The 17,702-nt window shown below is 59.5% G+C and carries 15 protein-coding genes; 9 read left to right on the top strand and 6 right to left on the bottom strand.

The features are described from left to right. The first annotated feature begins 838 nt into the window (after positions 1–838). Together HU754_RS18345 and HU754_RS18340 are read left to right on the top strand one after the other, a co-directional pair. Positions 839–2,119: an HAAAP family serine/threonine permease gene (locus HU754_RS18345; RefSeq protein ID WP_186623634.1), complete on the top strand. Its 1,281-nt coding sequence runs from the start codon at positions 839–841 to the stop codon at positions 2,117–2,119. 80 nt (positions 2,120–2,199) lie between these two features. After that, the gene (locus HU754_RS18340) at positions 2,200–3,846 is read left to right on the top strand and encodes a SulP family inorganic anion transporter (protein ID WP_186623481.1); all 1,647 of its coding nucleotides are present in this window, start codon (positions 2,200–2,202) and stop codon (positions 3,844–3,846) included. Positions 3,847–4,051: 205 nt separating this feature from the next. On the opposite strand, the gene acnB is transcribed toward HU754_RS18340, so the two are convergent. After that, positions 4,052–6,661 carry a bifunctional aconitate hydratase 2/2-methylisocitrate dehydratase gene (gene acnB / locus HU754_RS18335; RefSeq protein WP_095047459.1) on the bottom strand — a complete coding sequence of 870 codons (2,610 nt, stop codon included), beginning with the start codon at positions 6,659–6,661 and terminating at the stop codon, positions 4,052–4,054. A 468-nt stretch (positions 6,662–7,129) separates the two neighbouring features. Between acnB and HU754_RS18330 the strand changes: the two genes are divergently transcribed. After that, positions 7,130–7,600 carry a DUF1289 domain-containing protein gene (locus tag HU754_RS18330; protein WP_064117650.1) on the top strand — a complete coding sequence of 157 codons (471 nt, stop codon included), beginning with the start codon at positions 7,130–7,132 and terminating at the stop codon, positions 7,598–7,600. Between the two features lie 160 nt (positions 7,601–7,760). On the opposite strand, the gene HU754_RS18325 is transcribed toward HU754_RS18330, so the two are convergent. Then, the gene (locus HU754_RS18325; protein ID WP_093437084.1) at positions 7,761–8,624 is read right to left on the bottom strand and encodes a universal stress protein; all 864 of its coding nucleotides are present in this window, start codon (positions 8,622–8,624) and stop codon (positions 7,761–7,763) included. Positions 8,625–8,783: 159 nt separating this feature from the next. Here HU754_RS18325 and HU754_RS18320 point away from each other — a divergent pair, with 159 nt between their 5' ends. From HU754_RS18320 to HU754_RS18310, 3 genes are all read left to right on the top strand, one after another. Next, complete coding sequence (locus HU754_RS18320) at positions 8,784–9,395, top strand: MiaE family protein (RefSeq protein ID WP_186623483.1); 612 nt, start codon at positions 8,784–8,786, stop codon at positions 9,393–9,395. A 132-nt stretch (positions 9,396–9,527) separates the two neighbouring features. Further along, entirely contained in the window at positions 9,528–10,235 is a 708-nt protein-coding gene (locus HU754_RS18315; RefSeq protein ID WP_093437091.1) for a winged helix-turn-helix domain-containing protein, read from the top strand. Further along, on the top strand, positions 10,236–11,522 hold the full coding sequence (locus HU754_RS18310) for an ATP-binding protein (protein WP_093437094.1): 1,287 nt from the start codon (positions 10,236–10,238) through the stop codon (positions 11,520–11,522). It abuts the gene before it with no gap. Between the two features lie 190 nt (positions 11,523–11,712). Here HU754_RS18310 and HU754_RS18305 read toward each other — a convergent pair whose 3' ends face one another. Next, positions 11,713–12,192 (bottom strand): GFA family protein, encoded by a 480-nt coding sequence (locus HU754_RS18305; protein WP_186623485.1) that lies wholly within the window; start codon positions 12,190–12,192, stop codon positions 11,713–11,715. 138 nt (positions 12,193–12,330) lie between these two features. Between HU754_RS18305 and glsB the strand changes: the two genes are divergently transcribed. Continuing rightward, positions 12,331–13,239, top strand: coding sequence for a glutaminase B (glsB, locus tag HU754_RS18300; RefSeq protein WP_186623487.1), 909 nt, complete (start codon positions 12,331–12,333; stop codon positions 13,237–13,239). A gap of 208 nt (positions 13,240–13,447) precedes the next feature. Then, positions 13,448–14,950, top strand: coding sequence for an aldehyde dehydrogenase family protein (locus tag HU754_RS18295; RefSeq protein WP_186623489.1), 1,503 nt, complete (start codon positions 13,448–13,450; stop codon positions 14,948–14,950). Between the two features lie 51 nt (positions 14,951–15,001). Here HU754_RS18295 and HU754_RS18290 read toward each other — a convergent pair whose 3' ends face one another. The 3 genes from HU754_RS18290 to cynS all read right to left on the bottom strand — a co-directional run bounded on the left by HU754_RS18290 (position 15,002) and on the right by cynS (position 16,459). Further along, positions 15,002–15,661, bottom strand: coding sequence for a carbonic anhydrase (locus HU754_RS18290; protein WP_186623491.1), 660 nt, complete (start codon positions 15,659–15,661; stop codon positions 15,002–15,004). Positions 15,662–15,673: 12 nt separating this feature from the next. Continuing rightward, positions 15,674–15,910 (bottom strand): DUF2790 domain-containing protein, encoded by a 237-nt coding sequence (locus HU754_RS18285; protein ID WP_116255396.1) that lies wholly within the window; start codon positions 15,908–15,910, stop codon positions 15,674–15,676. A gap of 81 nt (positions 15,911–15,991) precedes the next feature. Continuing rightward, positions 15,992–16,459 carry a cyanase gene (cynS, locus tag HU754_RS18280; protein WP_093437115.1) on the bottom strand — a complete coding sequence of 156 codons (468 nt, stop codon included), beginning with the start codon at positions 16,457–16,459 and terminating at the stop codon, positions 15,992–15,994. Between the two features lie 120 nt (positions 16,460–16,579). On the opposite strand from cynS, the gene cynR reads away from it, so the two are divergent. Further along, positions 16,580–17,467, top strand: a complete 888-nt coding sequence (gene cynR, locus HU754_RS18275; protein ID WP_186623493.1) for a transcriptional regulator CynR — start codon at positions 16,580–16,582, stop codon at positions 17,465–17,467. The last annotated feature ends 235 nt before the right edge of the window (positions 17,468–17,702 follow it).

Raw genomic sequence — 17,702 nt, 5'->3', positions numbered from 1 at the left:
CGGATTTTGCCTACGAATTCGACAGATCCGTCCGCTATCGGGCAGTTGATGAATGCGAAATCATGAGGGCACAAAGCAGTCCGGGCACTCAGTGCTAAACGCCAAGGAAGGCACATGCTTCAGAATGATCGAGAAAACCTGGAACTCGAAAGACTACAAACGAATCCCGCAAGCTCATTGTCGAGAGGCGCAAGCTCATGGCTGAGGAAAACAAACTCAAGCGAGAAAGGTTCTGGTACCCGGTGGCCGTAGGCACGGGACTGCTAACTGCGATTACGGCTGTATTCGGGATATTGACCAAGCTTTGAATGAAACGCTGCAAGCATCATGGTTTGCGATCAGGCGTATCGGATGCTCAACAACGATTTGCATAGCAGATTGATCTCGTGACTTCGCAAAGGACAATAAACATGTACACAGAAGATCCCAAGGCCAGAGTCGAACGACTTCGACGAGAGGACGCCGAGTTCGCTGAAGAGGCGAAAGGACTGTCCCCCGCGGAGATTCGCTCTGAATTATTCAGGTTCGCCATGGGGGCAATATTTGCGCTGGTCGTCATCACAATCGGAACCCTGGTTCTTCGTTCGGTCTGAAATGTGTTCTTGAACTCGCACGGTCATACTAAAAACGACATTCGACGTGTCTTTGTGCGACAGCCATTTTTCCGAAAACGACACCCGACTGATCTGCTCCGTATAACCATTCCTCAGCTAAGTCTTTGCTTCTGCTCATTTATCGCGGAGAATCGCGCCCCTGTTTCGGCCGGAGCATGTCTGTCGGTTTTTTCCGACGCGTCCTGACCGAGTGGCAAGTGACCGGAATGCGGAGATCCGACCGGATGAATGATCAGGCCAATAGCGTCGAAGAACGCTTTGATGCAGCAGCACCCGCTGAACTTTCGAGCTGGAATCGCCAGGACACCACCTGGATGTTGGGACTGTTTGGGACGGCCATCGGCGCCGGTACCCTGTTTTTGCCGATCAACGCAGGACTGGGTGGCTTCTGGCCGCTGGTGGTCCTTGCGCTGCTGGCCTTCCCGATGACGTTCTACGCGCACCGTGGCCTGACCCGCTTTGTGCTTTCCGGTCGTGAAGGCGCCGATATCACTGAAGTGGTCGAGCAGCATTTCGGCATCAAGGCCGGCGCGCTGATCACCTTGCTGTACTTCTTCGCGATCTTCCCGATCCTGCTGATCTATAGCGTCGGTCTGACCAACACGGTCGCCAGTTTTCTCGAACATCAACTGCGCATCACGCCGCCACCGCGCGCTCTGCTGTCGTTCGTGCTGATCCTCGGTCTGCTGGCCGTGGTGCGTTGCGGTGAGCAGGCGATCGTCAAGGCGATGAGCCTGATGGTGTATCCGTTTATCGTCGCGCTGCTGTTCCTCGCCGTTTACCTGATTCCACACTGGAACGGCGGCATTCTCGCCACGGCTTCGCACGTGCCGGCACCGTCTGCGTTGCTGCACACGCTGTGGCTGGCGATTCCGGTGATGGTGTTCTCCTTCAACCACTCGCCGATCATCTCGGCGTTTGCAGTCGATCAAAAGCGTCGTTACGGTGTTCACGCTGAAGAGCGCAGCTCGCAGATCCTGTCCCGCGCACACCTGTTGATGGTGGCGATGGTGTTGTTCTTCGTCTTCAGCTGCGTGCTGACCCTGTCGCCGGAACAACTGGCCGAGGCCAAGGCGCAGAATCTGTCGATCCTGTCGTACCTGGCCAACCACTTCAGCAATCCGACCATCGCTTTCGCAGCGCCGTTGATTGCGTTTGTGGCGATCTCCAAATCGTTCCTCGGTCACTACATCGGTGCCAGCGAAGGTCTCAAAGGCCTGATTATCAAGAGCGGCAAACGCCCGGGCGCCAAGGCGCTGGATCGCATCGTGGCGGCCTTCATGCTGGTGGTGTGCTGGATCGTGGCAACCCTGAACCCGAGCATTCTGGGCATGATCGAAACCATCGGTGGCCCGGTGATCGCGGCGATTCTGTTCCTGATGCCGATGTACGCAATCCGTAAAGTGCCAGCGATGGCCCGCTATCGCGGCCAGGCGTCGAACGTGTTTGTAACGGCTGTCGGCCTGGTAGCGATTTCGGCGTTGATTTATTCGCTGACCGCGTAAGCTACAACTCCAGATACTCAGCTACAGTGGCCGCTGCATACGATGTATGCAGCGGCTTTTTTTCGTCTGGAGACAGTGGATTGTCGAGCGCCCCGCAACCTGTAGAACAACCCAATCGCTGGCGGGATGTACTCGCCGGTCTATCGATAGCCGGTCTCTTGCTGCCCGAAGCGGTGGCGTATTCGACCATTGCCGCGCTGGCGCCACAGGCCGGGGTGATCGCCCTGTTTGCCGGGTTGCTGTGTTATGGGGTGTTCGGTACCAGTCGTTTTGCGATTGTGTCGGCAACGTCCTCGTCGGCCGCAGTGCTGGCGGCCGCGACGGCGACGCTGGCCAATGGTGACCCGCAATTGCGCTCGACCCTGGCAGTCGGCCTGGTGTTGGTCACGGGCGGGTTGTTTCTATTGGCTGGGCTCTTTCGTCTGGGCAGTGTCACCTCCTTCATCGCCAAACCGGTTTTGCGCGGATTCGCCTTCGGCCTGGCGCTGACCATCATTCTCAAACAGGTCGCCAGCGTGGTCGGCGTGCATCTGACCGACGCCAATCTGGTGCGCTTCGCCCCGCAATTGCTTGAACAGCTGCCGCAATGGAACTGGCCGGCCGCGGCTGTTGCGGCTCTCGCGCTGGTGTTGCTCGCAGTGTTTTCACGATTCCCGCGGGTGCCCGGTGGCTTGCTGGTAGTAGTGATCGGCATCGCCGCCGGGCAATGGTTGAATCTGTCGGCGTACGGCGTGCAGATGATCGGCATTATCGACCTGAGCCTGGAAGTACCCAACCTGCCGGTGCTGCCATTCGCCGACTGGCTACGGCTGGGGGAGGTGGGTTTTGCGCTGGTGATGATTCTGTATGCGGAGTCTTACGGGTCGATCAGTGCGTATGCGCTCAAGCATGGCGACCGCGTCACCTCAAACCGTGATCTGTTGGCGCTAGGCGCATCGAATCTGCTCTCCGGGTTGTTTCATGGTATGCCGGCCGGGGCAGGGTACTCGGCGACCTCGGCGAATGAAGCAGCAGGTGCGACGTCACGCTGGGCCGGCGGTGTGGCGGCGTTGGTGGTGCTGATCATCGTGCTGACGGTGTTGCCGTGGATTGCCCTGACCCCGGAGCCGATCCTCGCCGCGATTGTGATGCATGCGCTGGGTCGCGGTTTGAGTCTGCAGCCACTGGGCCGCTACTTCATTTGGCGCCGGGATCGTGTGCTGGTGATCTGCGCGGTTTCGGCCGTGTTGGTATTGGGCGTGCTGGACGGTCTGCTGGTTTCGGTGGCGATCAGTGTGCTGCTGATGCTCAAGCAGATGTCGGCCGCGGACATTCAAGTGCTCGGGCGGATTGATGGTGGGCACGATTTTGTCGATGTGCAGCGTCATCCCGTTGCGCAAACGGAGCGTGGCGTACTGATCATTCGGCCCAGTGAGGCGTTGTTCTTTGCCAACGTTGAACGGATTCTGGGCGCGGCGTTACGGTTGATCCGCCATGCAGAAATGCCGGTGCATACGGTGATTCTGAGTCTCGAGGAGACGCCGGACCTGGATGGCACCAGCATTGAGGCGATGCAGGAGTTCTTTGTGCGGGTGCATCAGGAAGGCAAGCGTTTGATTCTGGCGCGGCTCAAGCATGAGGCGCTGGCGGTGCTGGAGGCGTTGCCCGAAGTGCAAGCCAACGCGGTGATCCTCAGCGGTCTGAGCGTCGATGGCGCCGTGCAGAAAGCCCTCACACTAAACCCGTAACCCTATCGGGGAAATGCAGGTCTCTTGTCTGGTAAGAATCAAATGTGGGAGCGAGCCTGCTCGCGAAAGCGATTCATCATCCAATAGTTACATCGACTGACACACCGCTTTCGCGAGCAGGCTCGCTCCCACAGGGTCTATGTGTGAGGCATAAAAAAACGCCGCTCATCTCACGATGGGCGGCGTTTTTCAGTGCGTTGTAACGTTAGGCTTGAACGACCGGAATATTGGCGTTCGCAGCAGCTTCACGGAACTCGGCGATCTGGTCGAAGGACAGGTAGCGGTAGATATCGGCCGCCATGCTGTCGATCTTGCCAGCGTATTCCATGTACTCCTCGACGGTCGGCAGGCGACCCAGGATCGAAGCCACGGACGCCAGCTCGGCCGAAGCCAGGTAGACGTTCGCGCCGTCGCCCAGACGGTTCGGGAAGTTACGGGTCGAAGTCGAGACCACGGTGCTGTTCGGCTCAACGCGTGCCTGGTTACCCATGCACAGCGAGCAGCCTGGCATTTCCATGCGTGCGCCAGCCTTGCCGTAGATGCCGTAGTAGCCTTCTTCGGTCAGTTGGTGAGCGTCCATTTTGGTCGGCGGCGACAGCCACAGACGGGTTGGCAGCTGACCCTTGACCTGATCCAGCAGTTTACCGGCAGCGCGGAAGTGACCGATGTTGGTCATGCACGAACCGATGAACACTTCGTCGATCTTCTCGCCAGCAACGCTGGACAGCAGACGGGCGTCATCCGGATCGTTCGGCGCGCACAGTACCGGCTCGTTGATGTCGGCCAGATCGATTTCGATGACTTCGGCGTATTCGGCGTCGGCATCGGCTTCCATCAGTTCCGGGTTGGCAACCCAGGCTTCCATCGCTTGAGCACGACGTTCCAGGGTACGTGCATCGCCGTAGCCTTCGCCGATCATCCAGCGCAGCAGGGTGATGTTGGAGTTCAGGTACTCGGTGATCGACTCTTTCGACAGCTTGATGGTGCAACCGGCAGCCGAACGTTCGGCCGAGGCGTCGGACAGTTCGAACGCCTGCTCCAGGGTCAGACCTTCCAGGCCTTCGATTTCCAGGATGCGGCCGGAGAAGGCGTTTTTCTTGCCTTTCTTCTCGACGGTCAGCAGACCGTTCTGGATAGCGAAGTAAGGAATGGCATGAACCAGGTCACGCAGGGTGATGCCAGGTTTCATTTTGCCTTTGAAGCGCACCAGGATCGATTCCGGCATGTCCAGCGGCATAACGCCGGTGGCCGCAGCAAACGCAACCAGACCGGAACCGGCCGGGAACGAGATGCCCATCGGGAAACGGGTGTGCGAGTCACCACCGGTACCCACGGTGTCTGGCAGCAGCATGCGGTTCAGCCACGAGTGGATGATGCCGTCGCCCGGACGCAGGGAAACGCCGCCGCGGGTCATGATGAAGTCAGGCAGGGTGTGGTGGGTGGTCACGTCGATCGGCTTTGGATACGCTGCGGTGTGGCAGAAGGACTGCATCACCAGATCAGCGGAGAAGCCCAGGCACGCCAGGTCTTTCAGTTCGTCACGGGTCATTGGACCGGTGGTGTCCTGAGAACCCACGGTGGTCATCTTCGGTTCGCAGTAGGTGCCAGGACGAACGCCTTGGCCTTCTGCCAGACCGCAAGCCTTGCCGACCATCTTCTGCGCCAGGGTGAAACCCTTGGTGCTTTCAGCTGGGGCTTCTGGCTTCTTGAACAGATCGAACGGTGGCAGACCCAGTTCGGCGCGAGCCTTCTCGGTCAGGCCACGGCCGATGATCAGCGGGATACGGCCGCCGGCACGGACTTCGTCCAACAGCACCGGAGTCTTCATTTCGAAGGTGGTCAGGACTTCGTCGGTGCCGTGTTTGCAGACTTTGCCAGCATGCGGGTACAGGTCGATCACGTCGCCCATGTTCATGTTGGAAACGTCGAACTCGATTGGCAGTGCGCCGGCATCTTCCATGGTGTTGTAGAAGATCGGAGCGATTTTGCTGCCGAAGCAGAAACCGCCAGCACGCTTGTTCGGCACGTAAGGAACGTCGTCGCCGAAGAACCACAGCACCGAGTTGGTGGCCGATTTACGCGACGAACCGGTACCGACCACGTCACCGACGTAGGCGATGGGGAAGCCTTGACCGCGCATTTCTTCGATCTGCTTCATCGGGCCAATAGCGCCCTGCTGATCAGGAACGATGCCGTCGCGGGCCATTTTCAGCATGGCCAGGGCGTGCAGCGGGATGTCTGGACGCGACCAGGCATCAGGAGCAGGGGAGAGGTCGTCGGTGTTGGTTTCGCCGGTTACCTTGAACACGCGCAGGCTAATCTTGTCGGCCAGGGTCGGACGGTTTTTGAACCACTCGCCGTCAGCCCAGGATTGCAGCACGGCTTTAGCGTGAGCGTTACCGTTCTTGGCTTTTTCCGCGACGTCGTGGAACGCATCGAACATCAGCAGGGTGTGCTTGAGTTGCGCGGCAGCGACTGGCGCCAGCTCGGCGTCGTCCAGCAGGTCAACCAGAGTGACGATGTTGTAGCCGCCCTGCATGGTGCCGAGCAGTTCTACAGCGCGTTTTTTGTCCAGCAGAGGGGAGGAAACTTCGCCCTTGGCCAGTGCAGACAGGAAGCCGGCTTTGACATAGGCCGCTTCGTCCACGCCTGGTGGAATGCGATTGGTGATCAGGTCAACGAGAAATTCTTCTTCGCCAGCCGGAGGGTTTTTCAGCAGCTCGACCAGGCCTGCTGTTTGTTCGGCGTTAAGCGGCTGGGGAACGATACCCAGGGCTGCACGCTCTTCGATATGTTTGCGGTAGGCTTCAAGCACAGTTATTACCCTCATCAGTGGTCCCAAATGGGTGTCCGGGACGCTCATCCCGAAATTGCCGTACTCATGCTCCTCACGACGTTGTGGGTCGTTCGGCCAGAATTACCGGCAATTCCTTACAGAAGCTGCTTTCAAAGTTTTACGCCTGCAGAACGGGGAGCTGATGAGGGTTGGCGCTGGATTTTTCCCCGCTGGAAAAATCCCTCGCCAACACCGCTCTGAAGGAACGACTGTGCTCGTGACGCTTTGAAAACAGCTTCTAACGGACATTGGCGCCTTAAAAGGCTGGCTGATTCTACGGCAAAAAAAATTTAAAGGTAAGTCGGGCTCTATTGGACTTTCGTGGCAATGCGCGTGGCCAGTGCAAACGCTGCGCGTGGCTGTGACCCTGAAGTTTGAGGGGTGATCAATGCCCGACAAAGGGCTAACATGCCGACCTGTTCCGCGTTTCAGTGTTTTACCTACCTTATGCCCAATCAGACCATCAAGACCCCCTGCGTCGGCCTCTGCTCCACTGTTTACGGTGATCTGGTGTGCCGTGGCTGCAAGCGTTTCCACCACGAAGTGATCCACTGGAATGGCTACAACGAGGAAGAAAAACGTGCGGTGTGGTTGCGTCTGGAGCAATTGCTGTCACAAGTGATGGCGGCCAAGGTCGAGATTTTCGATTCGGCGCGCCTGCGCGAGCAACTGGAACAGCGCAAGATCCGCTTCGTGCCGCATCAGTCGGAATATTGCTGGGCGTATCAGCTGATTGCCCGTGGGGCGCGGGTGATCATTAATCTGGAAGCGTACGGGATGGTGTTGCTGCCGGAGTTTCGCGACTGGAACCTGCCGGAATTGCGCGATGCCATTGATCGGGAATTCTTCCTGCTGTCGGAAGCGCATTATCAGCGCTATATCGCCCCGGGCTTTTTGAAAGACGCCTTTGGCGCCTGAAAGCTTCGCGAGCAGGCTCGCTCCCACACTTGGAATGCGTTTTCCTGTAGGAGTGAGCCTGCTCGCGATAGCGGTCTATCAGTCAACACTGTTGTCGTATGACACACCGCCATCGCGAGCAGGCTCACTCCTACAGGGATCGCATTTCAATTTGAGCTGTTTAGTGCTTCACCGCCAACTCCACCAGGTGATCCTCAACCTCCTGCGGCTTGAGCACCAGCACATCACTCTCCAGTTCATCCAAAACCACTTCAGCCGTATTGCCAATCAGAGCACCTGACAACCCGGTCCGCGCCACCGTGCCAATCACGGTCACCGCCGCTTGCAGCTTGTGCGCCATGAACGGAATCAACACGTCCGCTGGGCCTTCCTCGATGTGCAAATGCTCATCATCGACATCGAATTCCGCCTGAAACGCTCGACATTGCTCGCGGTAACGCGCCTCGATGGTTTCGCTCAGTTGCAGCGTCGGGTCTGCAGCCGACAGCATCGGTGATGGATGCGCAGCGATCACATGCAGATGCGCCTTGGCCAGGCTGGCGATGTCGTAGCCATGATCAATGATCGTCGTGTGCAAATGCCGATGTTCACCATCGGCATTGCCCACGTCCACGGCTGCCAGAATCACCTTGTCCTTCCACGAACCGGCGGTTTTCACCAGCAGCACCGGGGTAGGGCAGTGGCGCAGGAGCTTCCAGTCTGCCGGGGTCAGCAGGGCCTTTTTCAGTGAGCTGTCGGGGAAATGCTGCTTGATCACCAAACCGCAGCCCTCGGCCTGCTGCACCTCGATGATGGTTTCATGCAGGCTCTCGTTCCACGCCTGTTCGGTGGTCACGCTGTAGCCGTCGGCGATCAGCGCGGCTTTGAGTACGCCAAGCATGCCGGCGTGGTCGTGCTTCTTGTCGCACACCAGCAAGTGCAGATGGGCCTGGGTCACGCCGGCGATCAATTTGGCGCGCTTGAGCGCCAGGCTTTCCGAATGTTCGGGTTCAATGACCACCAGAATGCTGCGAATGGCTTGCATGAGCGGAGTCTCCAGCAAAGAAAAGGCACGGCGTTGCACAACTATAGTTGCTGTCCGATCGTGCGCGACTTGATGCATATCAACGCCAGCCGCTGGTGGTCTGCGGACAGGCCGGTATAATCGGCGCCCTTCGCTCGAACACCTTTTACCGTGAGCCCCATGATCCTTCCCGAAATCCACGAATTCCTTGGCTGCCGCACCCCCGACGCCTGGGTTCAGGCCGCCCTGGCCGATCAGGAAACCCTGCTGATCGACCACAAGAACTGTGAGTTCAAGGCTGCCAGCACCGCCCTGAGCCTGATTGCCAAGTACCACTCCCACGTCGACCTGATCAATATGATGTCGCGTCTGGCCCGGGAAGAACTGGTGCACCACGAGCAGGTCATGCGCATCATGAAACGGCGCAAGATCGAACTGCGCCAGCTTCATGCCGGCCGCTATGCCTCGGGCTTGCGCAAGGTGGTGCGCAGCCATGAGCCGGTGAAACTGGTGGATACGCTGGTGGTCGGCGCGTTTATCGAAGCACGCAGTTGCGAGCGTTTCGAAGCACTGGTGCCGCATCTGGACGAAGAACTCGGCAAGTTCTACTTTGGCCTGCTGAAAAGCGAGGCGCGGCATTTTCAGGGTTATCTGAAACTGGCCTATCAGTCCGGCGATGCGAAGGATATTGCTCAGGTCATCGACAAGGTCCGCGCCGCCGAGCAGGAACTGATCGAGTCGCCGGACGAAGAATTCCGCTTCCACAGCGGTGTGCCTGCACAAGATTGTTAAAAACTCTTAAGAGTATGAAACATCACCGAAAACCGGCCCCTGTGGCCGGTTTTTGCTGCCTGAAGCAAACGCCTTCAGCGCGATTGCCGCCATAATGCCGACCACTTCACACAAGGGCGGCACACGGTCGTTATGGATAACCTGGGTTTTGGCAAACTCCTGCTGGTGGAAGACGATGAGCGCCTCGCCGCGCTGATCGCCCACTTTCTCGAACAACACGGCTACGAGGTGCGCACGGTGCATCGCGGTGATCTGGCCGTGGCTGCCTTTCTCGAATTCAAACCGAAAGTCGTGGTGCTCGACCTGATGTTACCGGGGCAGAGCGGTCTGCACGTGTGCCGGGAGATTCGCAGTGTGTCGGACACGCCGATCGTGATTCTGACGGCCAAGGAAGATGACCTCGACCATATCCTCGGTCTGGAGTCCGGTGCCGATGACTACGTGATCAAACCGATCAAGCCACCGGTATTGCTGGCCCGGCTGCGAGCGCTGCAACGACGGCAGGTGCCGGACAGCAACGTGGTGAGTTTTATGGAGTTCGGTCAGTTGAGCGTCGACCGCAGTTGCCGTGAAGTGCGGCTGGCGGGTGAGGTCATTGAAATGACCACCATGGAATTCGAGCTGCTGTGGTTGCTGGCCAGCGCGGCCGGCAAAGTGCTGTCGCGGGATGACATTCTCAATCGCATGCGCGGGATTGCATTCGACGGGCTCAATCGCAGCGTCGATGTGTACATCAGCAAATTGCGCAACAAGCTCAAAGACAATCCCCGCGAGCCGATGTGTATCAAGACTGTGTGGGGCAAGGGTTATCTGTTCAATCCGTTCGCGTGGGAGCTGTAGATGCTGCGGTTATTTCTCGGGCTGTTTCTGGTCATGACGTTGGGTCTGGTGCTGGCCTTGCAGACGGTCGAGCGCACTTTTGATGCCTTGCTCGATTATCAGATGCAGGACTACAACCGTGAGGCCGTGCGCGGCCAGGCCTGGGCGTTGGGCCAGCAGTTGCGCGACCTCGACGGCCCGGCCCGGGAACAACAGCTGGAAACGATCCGCCCGCATTACGGTTTGGGGCTGACGCTGGTCGACGCCTCTGAACTGGCCCTGAGCGACGAGGAAAAAGCCGAGCTGGCCAAAGGGCTGTTGGTGATCCGCGACAAGTACACCCAGTACATTTCTGCGATTGACGAGGGGCCGCAGTTGCTCAGCATCCGCTTGCCGGCCGAGCCGAGCCTGATGCCGTTTTATATTGCCGCCGCCTACCTGATGATTGCCGTGTTGATCGGCATCGTCCTGTTTTTCTGGGTGCGCCCGCACTGGCGCGATCTGGAGAAACTGCGCCTGGCCGCCGAGCGTTTCGGCGATAACGACCTGTCGGTGCGCATTCAATTGTCGAAACGCTCGAACATTCGCGATCTGGCCGAACACTTCAATCTGATGGCGGCGCGCATCGAAGGGCTGATCGCCAATCAGCGTGAGCTGACCAATGCCGTGTCTCACGAACTGCGCACGCCGATCGCACGGCTGTCGTTTGAACTCGACCAGCTCAAGCAACAGCCGGACGCCAGTCAGAACCGCGAGCTGATCGCCGACATGTACGCCGACCTTGGTGAACTGGAGGAAATGGTGTCCGAGCTGCTGACCTACGCCAGCCTTGAGCGCGGCGCGACGGTGATCAAGCGCGAAAACATCCAGGCCGCTAATTGGCTCGACAGTGTGGTTGGCAGTGTGGCGCTGGAGGCCGAGGCGGCGGGGGTGCAGTTGCTGATCGCGGATTGCCGGATCGACACCGTGCGCATCGAACCGCGATTCATGGCGCGGGCGGTGATCAATCTGCTGCGCAACGCGATTCGTTATGCCGAACAGCGGGTGGAAGTGACGCTGGAACGCACGGGCGATTATTACCAGGTGCGGGTCAACGACGACGGGCCGGGCGTGCCGGTGGATGGGCGCGAGAAAATCTTTGAACCGTTTTCGCGGCTGGATGCCAGCCGCGATCGCCGTACCGGCGGATTTGGTTTGGGCCTGGCGCTGGTGCGGCGGGTCTCGCAGTCCCATGGCGGACAGGTTGAGGTGGGTGATTCGCCTTGGGGTGGGGCGTCGTTCCGGATGACCTGGGCGCATCTGGATTGAATGCGCTGTCCTGTGCCGGCCCCTTCGCGAGCAGGCTCGCTCCCACATTGGATTTGTGAACGCCAGAGATCATTGTGGGAGCGAGCTTGCTCGCGAAGGGGTCAGTCCAATCGGCATTTTTGCTACTGCCCCACCGCTATCGCGAGCAGGCTCACTCCAGGGGGGAGCCTGGAGTTACGCGTTCAGCGGGTCAACCGAGGCGTTCATGCCATTGGGCAATGGATTCTTCGGGGTAGACGTCAAACTGTTTGTCATTCGCTTTAACGTCGACTTCTACCCACGGTGCTTTCGAGCCGAGCATCAAATGCGTGTGCTCCGGCGGCACCGGCAACGGCGTGTCGATGGCCGAGGCAAACGGGTGGATCAGCTCCGGCCACTCCGGGCTGAACAGCCATAGGCCGCTGCCGCACAATGAACAGAAATGCCGCTCGGCCGTGCTGCGATGGGCGCGTTTGTCGCCTTCGTCTTTCATCTTCGCGTGGTAAATGCTGATGTGTTTGCGCCCGCGCACCTTGAGGCTGGTCGCGTCGCCGCCAAGGTTGATCGCATAACCGCCGCCGCCCTGAGTCTTGCGACAGATCGAGCAATAGCAGCGTTGATAAGGGTAGGGATGGGCGCTGGTGAGACTGAACGTGACCTCGCCACAATGGCAGGAGCCTTCGAGTTGCATGGTTGCTCTCCCGTTTTTGGATGTGCGGTTGAGCCTAGAACATTCACCACGATGGCGGCCGGTGTGATTCGACGGGCGGGCGCAGCGTCTAGCCCCAGTGTCCCCGCAATCCCATGGGGCGAGACTTCGGAACCCGGCATGCAAGCGCTGTTGAACGAGATTCTTGACGCTGTCCGCCCGTTGATCGGGCAGGGCAAGGTGGCTGATTACATTCCTGCCCTCGGCACCGTGCCGGCCAATCAGCTGGGCATCGCCGTGTACGGCAACGACGGCGAGATGTATTGCGCCGGTGACGCCGATACGCCGTTCTCGGTGCAGAGCATTTCCAAGGTGTTCAGCCTGGTGCAGGCGATCGATCATTCCGGCGAAGCGATCTGGGAACGCCTCGGACACGAGCCGTCCGGGCAGCCGTTCAACTCGCTGGTGCAGCTGGAATTCGAGCGCGGCCGGCCGCGCAATCCGTTCATCAATGCCGGTGCGCTGGTGATCTGCGACATCAACCAGTCACGCTTCGCCGCACCAACCCTGTCGATGCGCGATTTCGTCCGCCGACTGTCAGGCAATCCGCAGATCATGATCGACGGCAAAGTCGCCGACTCCGAATATCAACACCGTGCGCGCAATGCGGCGATGGCGTATCTGATGCAGTCGTTCGGCAACTTTCACAACGACGTCGAAGCGGTGCTGCGCAGCTATTTCAGCCACTGCGCGTTGCGGATGAACTGCATTGATCTGGCGCGGGCGTTCTGCTTTCTGGCCAACGACGGTTTCTGCAAACACAGCGGCGAACAGATCCTCACGCGTCGGCAAACCCAGCAGGTCAACTCGATCATGGCCACCAGCGGGCTGTATGACGAAGCGGGCAACTTCGCTTATCGCGTTGGCTTGCCGGGCAAGAGCGGTGTCGGCGGCGGGATTGTCGCGGTGGTGCCGGGGCAGTTCACGGTGTGCGTGTGGTCGCCGGAGTTGAATGCCGCGGGGAACTCGCTGGCGGGCATGGCGGCGCTGGAGATGCTTAGCGCGCGGATTGGCTGGTCAGTCTTCTGATCCGATCACACAAACACCACAAAACCCTGTGGGAGCGAGCTTGCTCGCGAAGGCGTCAGGGTCAGCCAACATTGATGTATCAGATCCACCGCTTTCGCGAGCAGGCTCGCTCCCACAGGATGTTGTTGTCCACAAGGGTTTTGTGTTGCCTGGGGGTAGGGTGTTCCTATACATTTTCCGGCCGCTCCCTGCATGGTGAATCCGCTTCATGTCTCTTGCGCTCGAACGTCTAGTCGCTGGCACGCCGATCCCTTTCGCTGGTAACCGCGTCACCGTGGTCAGCCCCGAACTGGCCGCGCGCTTTCAGCCCGGAGACCATCTGCTGGTGGAGCAGGTCAGTGGCGAGTTGCTGTTGATTCCCGTGGCGGATCAGCAAGCGGCGTCGGTAGCGATCGAGCGCGCGGCAGCGGCATTCACGGCGTTGTCGGCGGTGTCCGATGAGGCCATCAGCCAGTTTTTCGACCTGTTTGCGCAACGTCTGGAAACCCCTGCGTGCTGGGCTCACATCGAAACCGCCAACCGCGCGGACATCGAACGGGCCAAGGCGCGCGGTCGTTCCACCACCCGATTGCTCGCCGATGAGCGCATGCGTGGCGACATGATCGCCGGTCTGCGCGCCTGGCGGGATGCCGCAGCCACGCGCGGCAAAGTCATCAGCAGCGTTGAACACGACGGATGGAAGGTCGAGCAAGTGGTTTCGCCGTTGGGCATCGTCGCGTTTGTCTTTGAAGGCCGGCCGAACGTGTTCGCCGACGCGGCGGGTGTCTTGCGCACTGGCAACACCGCCGTTTTGCGCATTGGCAGCGATGCGTTGGGCACCGCGCAGGCCATTGTCACTCATGCGTTGAACCCGGCGCTGGCCGATGCCGGTCTGCCGGCCGGCGCGGTGTCGTTGGTGGAAAGCGTCAATCATGCCGCCGGTTGGGCGATGTTCGCTGACCGGCGTTTGTCGCTGGCGGTGGCGCGCGGTTCGGGTCGTGCGGTCAGTCAGTTGGGCAGTATCGCCCAGCAGGCTGGCACCGCTGTCAGCCTGCACGGCACGGGGGGCGCGTGGTTGATCGCTGATCGTGATGCCGATGCCACACGTTTCGCCGCCGTGGTGCGCAACTCGCTGGATCGCAAAGTCTGCAATACGTTGAACGTCTGCCTGATCCAGCGTGATCGCGCGTCGGAACTGGTGCCGTTGTTTCTTGAGGCATTGCAACAGGCCGGCACCGCGCGTGGCCAGAGCTGCAAATTGCACATCGTCGAAGGCAGCGAAAGTTGCTTGCCGAGCGAGTGGCAGAACGCGACGGTCGAGGTCTATCGCGCAGAGGGTTATCAGACTGAAGCACTGGCTGAGCCCTTGGCGGAATCCGCATTGGGCCGCGAGTGGGAGTGGGAAGAAACCCCGGAAGTCAGCCTGATGATCGTTGACGATCTGGATCAGGCGATTGCGCTGTTCAACCGCTACAGCCCGCAGTTCACTGTGTCGTTGATCAGTGAGGATGCGCAGGTTCAGGAGCGTTTTTACAACGCGGTGAATGCGCCGTTCGTGGGCAACGGCATTACCCGTTGGGTCGATGGGCAGTACGCGCTCAACAAACCAGAGTTGGGGCTTTCGAACTGGGAGAGTGGGCGCTTGTTTGCGCGCAGTGCGATTCTTTCCGGGGATGGCGTGTTCACCGTGCGTAGCCGCATGACCCAGATCGATCTCACGGTAAAACGTTGATCTGGCGGACAATGATCGTTCCCACGCTCCAGCGTGGGAGCGATCAGTTGCTCAGGCGGCGTGGGTGGGTTGTGCATGGATCGCGCAAGTCGCTGGTTGCTCGGCCAGCGGCACAAACGTGCGGCGGTCGGCGGACAGCGCATCGATCGAGCCGGTCTCGATGTCATACACCCAGCCATGCAGATTCAGCAGGCCTTTTTCCTGGGCCAGACGCACACTTGGGTGGGTCTGGATATTCGCCAGTTGCGCGATCACGTTTTCGCGCACCATCGAACTCAATTTCGCCGCGTCATTGGCATGCGGTCGTGATTCGTTAACCACTTTCGCCGACTCGGCATGCTGCAGCCAGCCGCTGACGGCGGGCAGGTGATCCATGCATTTGCACTGGGCGATCGCCGTCATCGCACCGCAGTCCGAATGGCCGCAGATCACAATGTCGGTAACGCCGAGCACCGCCACCGCGTATTCCACCGTCGCCGAAACCCCGCCCGGATGCGGGCTGTAGGACGGCACAATATTGCCGGCATTACGGATCACGAACAGCTCGCCGGGCTCTTGTTGGGTCAGCAGTTCCGGCACGACACGGCTGTCGGAACAGGTGATGAACAACGTGCCGGGCTGTTGCGTGGTCGCCAGGTGTTTGAACAGTTCGGTGCGTTGCGGAAACGCTTCGTTCTGGAATTTCAGGAAGCCATCAATCAGGTTTTTCATGGTGTTGTCCTCTCAGTTCGAGCAACCGCTGCCGAATTCGCTGTATTGAAGAATGTGTTTGCCGCCGTGGCTGTCCAGATACGTCATCTCCACCGGCACCACGCCACACACATCGGCGACCGGAGTAATGCTCAGCACTTGGGCGATATCCAGTTGCATGCCGTAGCGATAGGCGACGGCTTCGTCAGCGGCAGATGCCTGGACGGAAAAGCCGCCGAGCAGGGCCAGGATCAGTAGAATTTTTTGCATGGGGCAGCCTCCAGATGCAGTGGTGACGGGTAACCATTTGGGGGTGGGTTGGCCCGCACGCAGGGTGCGGGCCGGTGCGGATCAGAACGGACGCAGGGGCAGGAACTTGCCGTCGAGGGTGACCACCGCGCGGGAGCCGCCTTCCGGGTCTTCGACTTTCTTGATGTCGAGCTTGAAGTTGATCGCGCTGATGATGCCGTCGCCGAACTGCTCGTGAACCAGGGCTTTGAGGGTGGTGCCGTAGATCTGGATCATCTCGTGGAAGCGGTAGATGGTCGGGTCGGTCGGCACACCGCTGAGGCTGCCACGCAGCGGGATGATCTGCATCGCCGCGACGTCTTCAGCGCTCAGTTCCAGCTTGTCACCGACCACTTGGGCGGCGTTTTCCGGCAGCGGGTGCTGACCGAGCAGGGCAGCGGTGACGTACGCCAGGCTCAGGCCGGTGTCATCGGCGAGATCCTGCCACGACAGATCTTTGCGTGCCTTGGCGTCGAGAATGCGGGTGGTCAGGGCCAGGCTGGTGTCGTTGTAGGCGTGGGACTGTTGCATGGTGTCACTCCTTTCAGGGGTTGGCTTGCTGTGTGGGATTGATCTTCTGCCGATTCATCCATAGCGTCCAAGACCGATATACAATGCTTGGCATAAGTCCTGCCTATAGATGGTGTTCCCATGCTGCTGCGACATTTGCGTTACCTGCTGGCCGTTGCCGATCACGGCGGCTTTACCCGTGCCGCCGAGGCGTTGCATGTTTCACAGCCGACCCTGTCGCAGCAGATTCGCCAACTGGAAGAGACACTGGGGGTCAATCTGTTTGATCGCACCTCGCGGACGGTCAAACCCACCGATGCTGGCGAGGCTTACATCGAATGCGCGCGACGTGTGTTGGTGGAGCTGGAGGCGGGCAAGCGCGCGTTGCATGACGTGAAGGATTTGTCTCGCGGGACGTTGCGTCTGGCGATGACACCGACGTTCATGGCTTACCTGGTCGGGCCATTGGTGCGCGATTTTGCCGCGCGCTATCCGGGGATTCATTTGCAGATTTTCGAGCTGTCGATGGACGACATCGAGGCGGGGCTGGCAGATGACTCGCTGGATATTGCGATTGCGTTTACGCCGGTGCGCAATGCTGATATCGAATGCATTCCGGCGTTTACCGAAACGCTGGGGATCATGGTCGGGCGGGAGCATCCGCTGTATGACAGTGTGGCGGTGCTGACACCGGAGGATATCGCTTCACTGGATTTTGCCTTGCTGGCGCCGGACTTCATCACGCGGTTATCGGTGGATGAGTATTTTCGTCAGCATGGGATTACGCCGCAGGTGCGGATCGAGGTGAATTCGGTGAGTACGTTGCTGGAAGTGGTGCGTCATTCGCCGCTGGCGACGATGTTGCCGCAGGCGATTGCGACCGAGGATCGGGCGTTGCGCCGGTTGCGCGTGGAGAGCGAGGCGCCTCAGCGTGGAGCGGCGTTGTTGCGGCGGCGCAATAATTATCACAGTGCGGCGGCGGTGGCGTTTGCTGAAATGGTGTTGGGCTGGGGGATGCCCTCACCCTAACCCTCTCCCAAGGGGAGAGGGGACTGACCGAGAGATGTTGGAGTAATACGCCGACCTGAAAGTGTTTTGCTGAATCCATAATCAACTCGGTGTGTCCGGTTGACGGATGATTTTATACAACTCGATCGGCTCCCTCTCCCTCGGGAGAGGGCTGGGGTGAGGGGCCACAATTCCAGTCACGCCAAATCAATGCAAGCGAACAAAAAAAGGCCTGCTTCCTTTAAGGAAGCAGGCC

Source organism: Pseudomonas zeae, from assembly GCF_014268485.2.
GTDB lineage: Bacteria > Pseudomonadota > Gammaproteobacteria > Pseudomonadales > Pseudomonadaceae > Aquipseudomonas > Aquipseudomonas neuropathica.
This window is presented reverse-complemented; position numbering and strand designations above follow the sequence as displayed.

Excerpts from the sequence above, each read along its gene's own strand:
- HU754_RS18325 (WP_093437084.1), bottom strand. The coding sequence starts at position 8,624 with ATGCAAGCCATTCGCAGCATTCTGGTGGTCATTGAACCCGAACATTCG.
- HU754_RS18330 (WP_064117650.1), top strand. The coding sequence starts at position 7,130 with ATGCCCAATCAGACCATCAAGACCCCCTGCGTCGGCCTCTGCTCCACT.
- cynR (WP_186623493.1), top strand. The coding sequence starts at position 16,580 with ATGCTGCTGCGACATTTGCGTTACCTGCTGGCCGTTGCCGATCACGGC.
- HU754_RS18315 (WP_093437091.1), top strand. The coding sequence starts at position 9,528 with ATGGATAACCTGGGTTTTGGCAAACTCCTGCTGGTGGAAGACGATGAG.
- HU754_RS18310 (WP_093437094.1), top strand. The coding sequence starts at position 10,236 with ATGCTGCGGTTATTTCTCGGGCTGTTTCTGGTCATGACGTTGGGTCTG.
- HU754_RS18345 (WP_186623634.1), top strand. The coding sequence starts at position 839 with ATGAATGATCAGGCCAATAGCGTCGAAGAACGCTTTGATGCAGCAGCA.
- glsB (WP_186623487.1), top strand. The coding sequence starts at position 12,331 with ATGCAAGCGCTGTTGAACGAGATTCTTGACGCTGTCCGCCCGTTGATC.
- HU754_RS18290 (WP_186623491.1), bottom strand. The coding sequence starts at position 15,661 with ATGAAAAACCTGATTGATGGCTTCCTGAAATTCCAGAACGAAGCGTTT.
- cynS (WP_093437115.1), bottom strand. The coding sequence starts at position 16,459 with ATGCAACAGTCCCACGCCTACAACGACACCAGCCTGGCCCTGACCACC.
- HU754_RS18320 (WP_186623483.1), top strand. The coding sequence starts at position 8,784 with ATGATCCTTCCCGAAATCCACGAATTCCTTGGCTGCCGCACCCCCGAC.
- HU754_RS18295 (WP_186623489.1), top strand. The coding sequence starts at position 13,448 with ATGTCTCTTGCGCTCGAACGTCTAGTCGCTGGCACGCCGATCCCTTTC.
- HU754_RS18305 (WP_186623485.1), bottom strand. The coding sequence starts at position 12,192 with ATGCAACTCGAAGGCTCCTGCCATTGTGGCGAGGTCACGTTCAGTCTC.
- HU754_RS18285 (WP_116255396.1), bottom strand. The coding sequence starts at position 15,910 with ATGCAAAAAATTCTACTGATCCTGGCCCTGCTCGGCGGCTTTTCCGTC.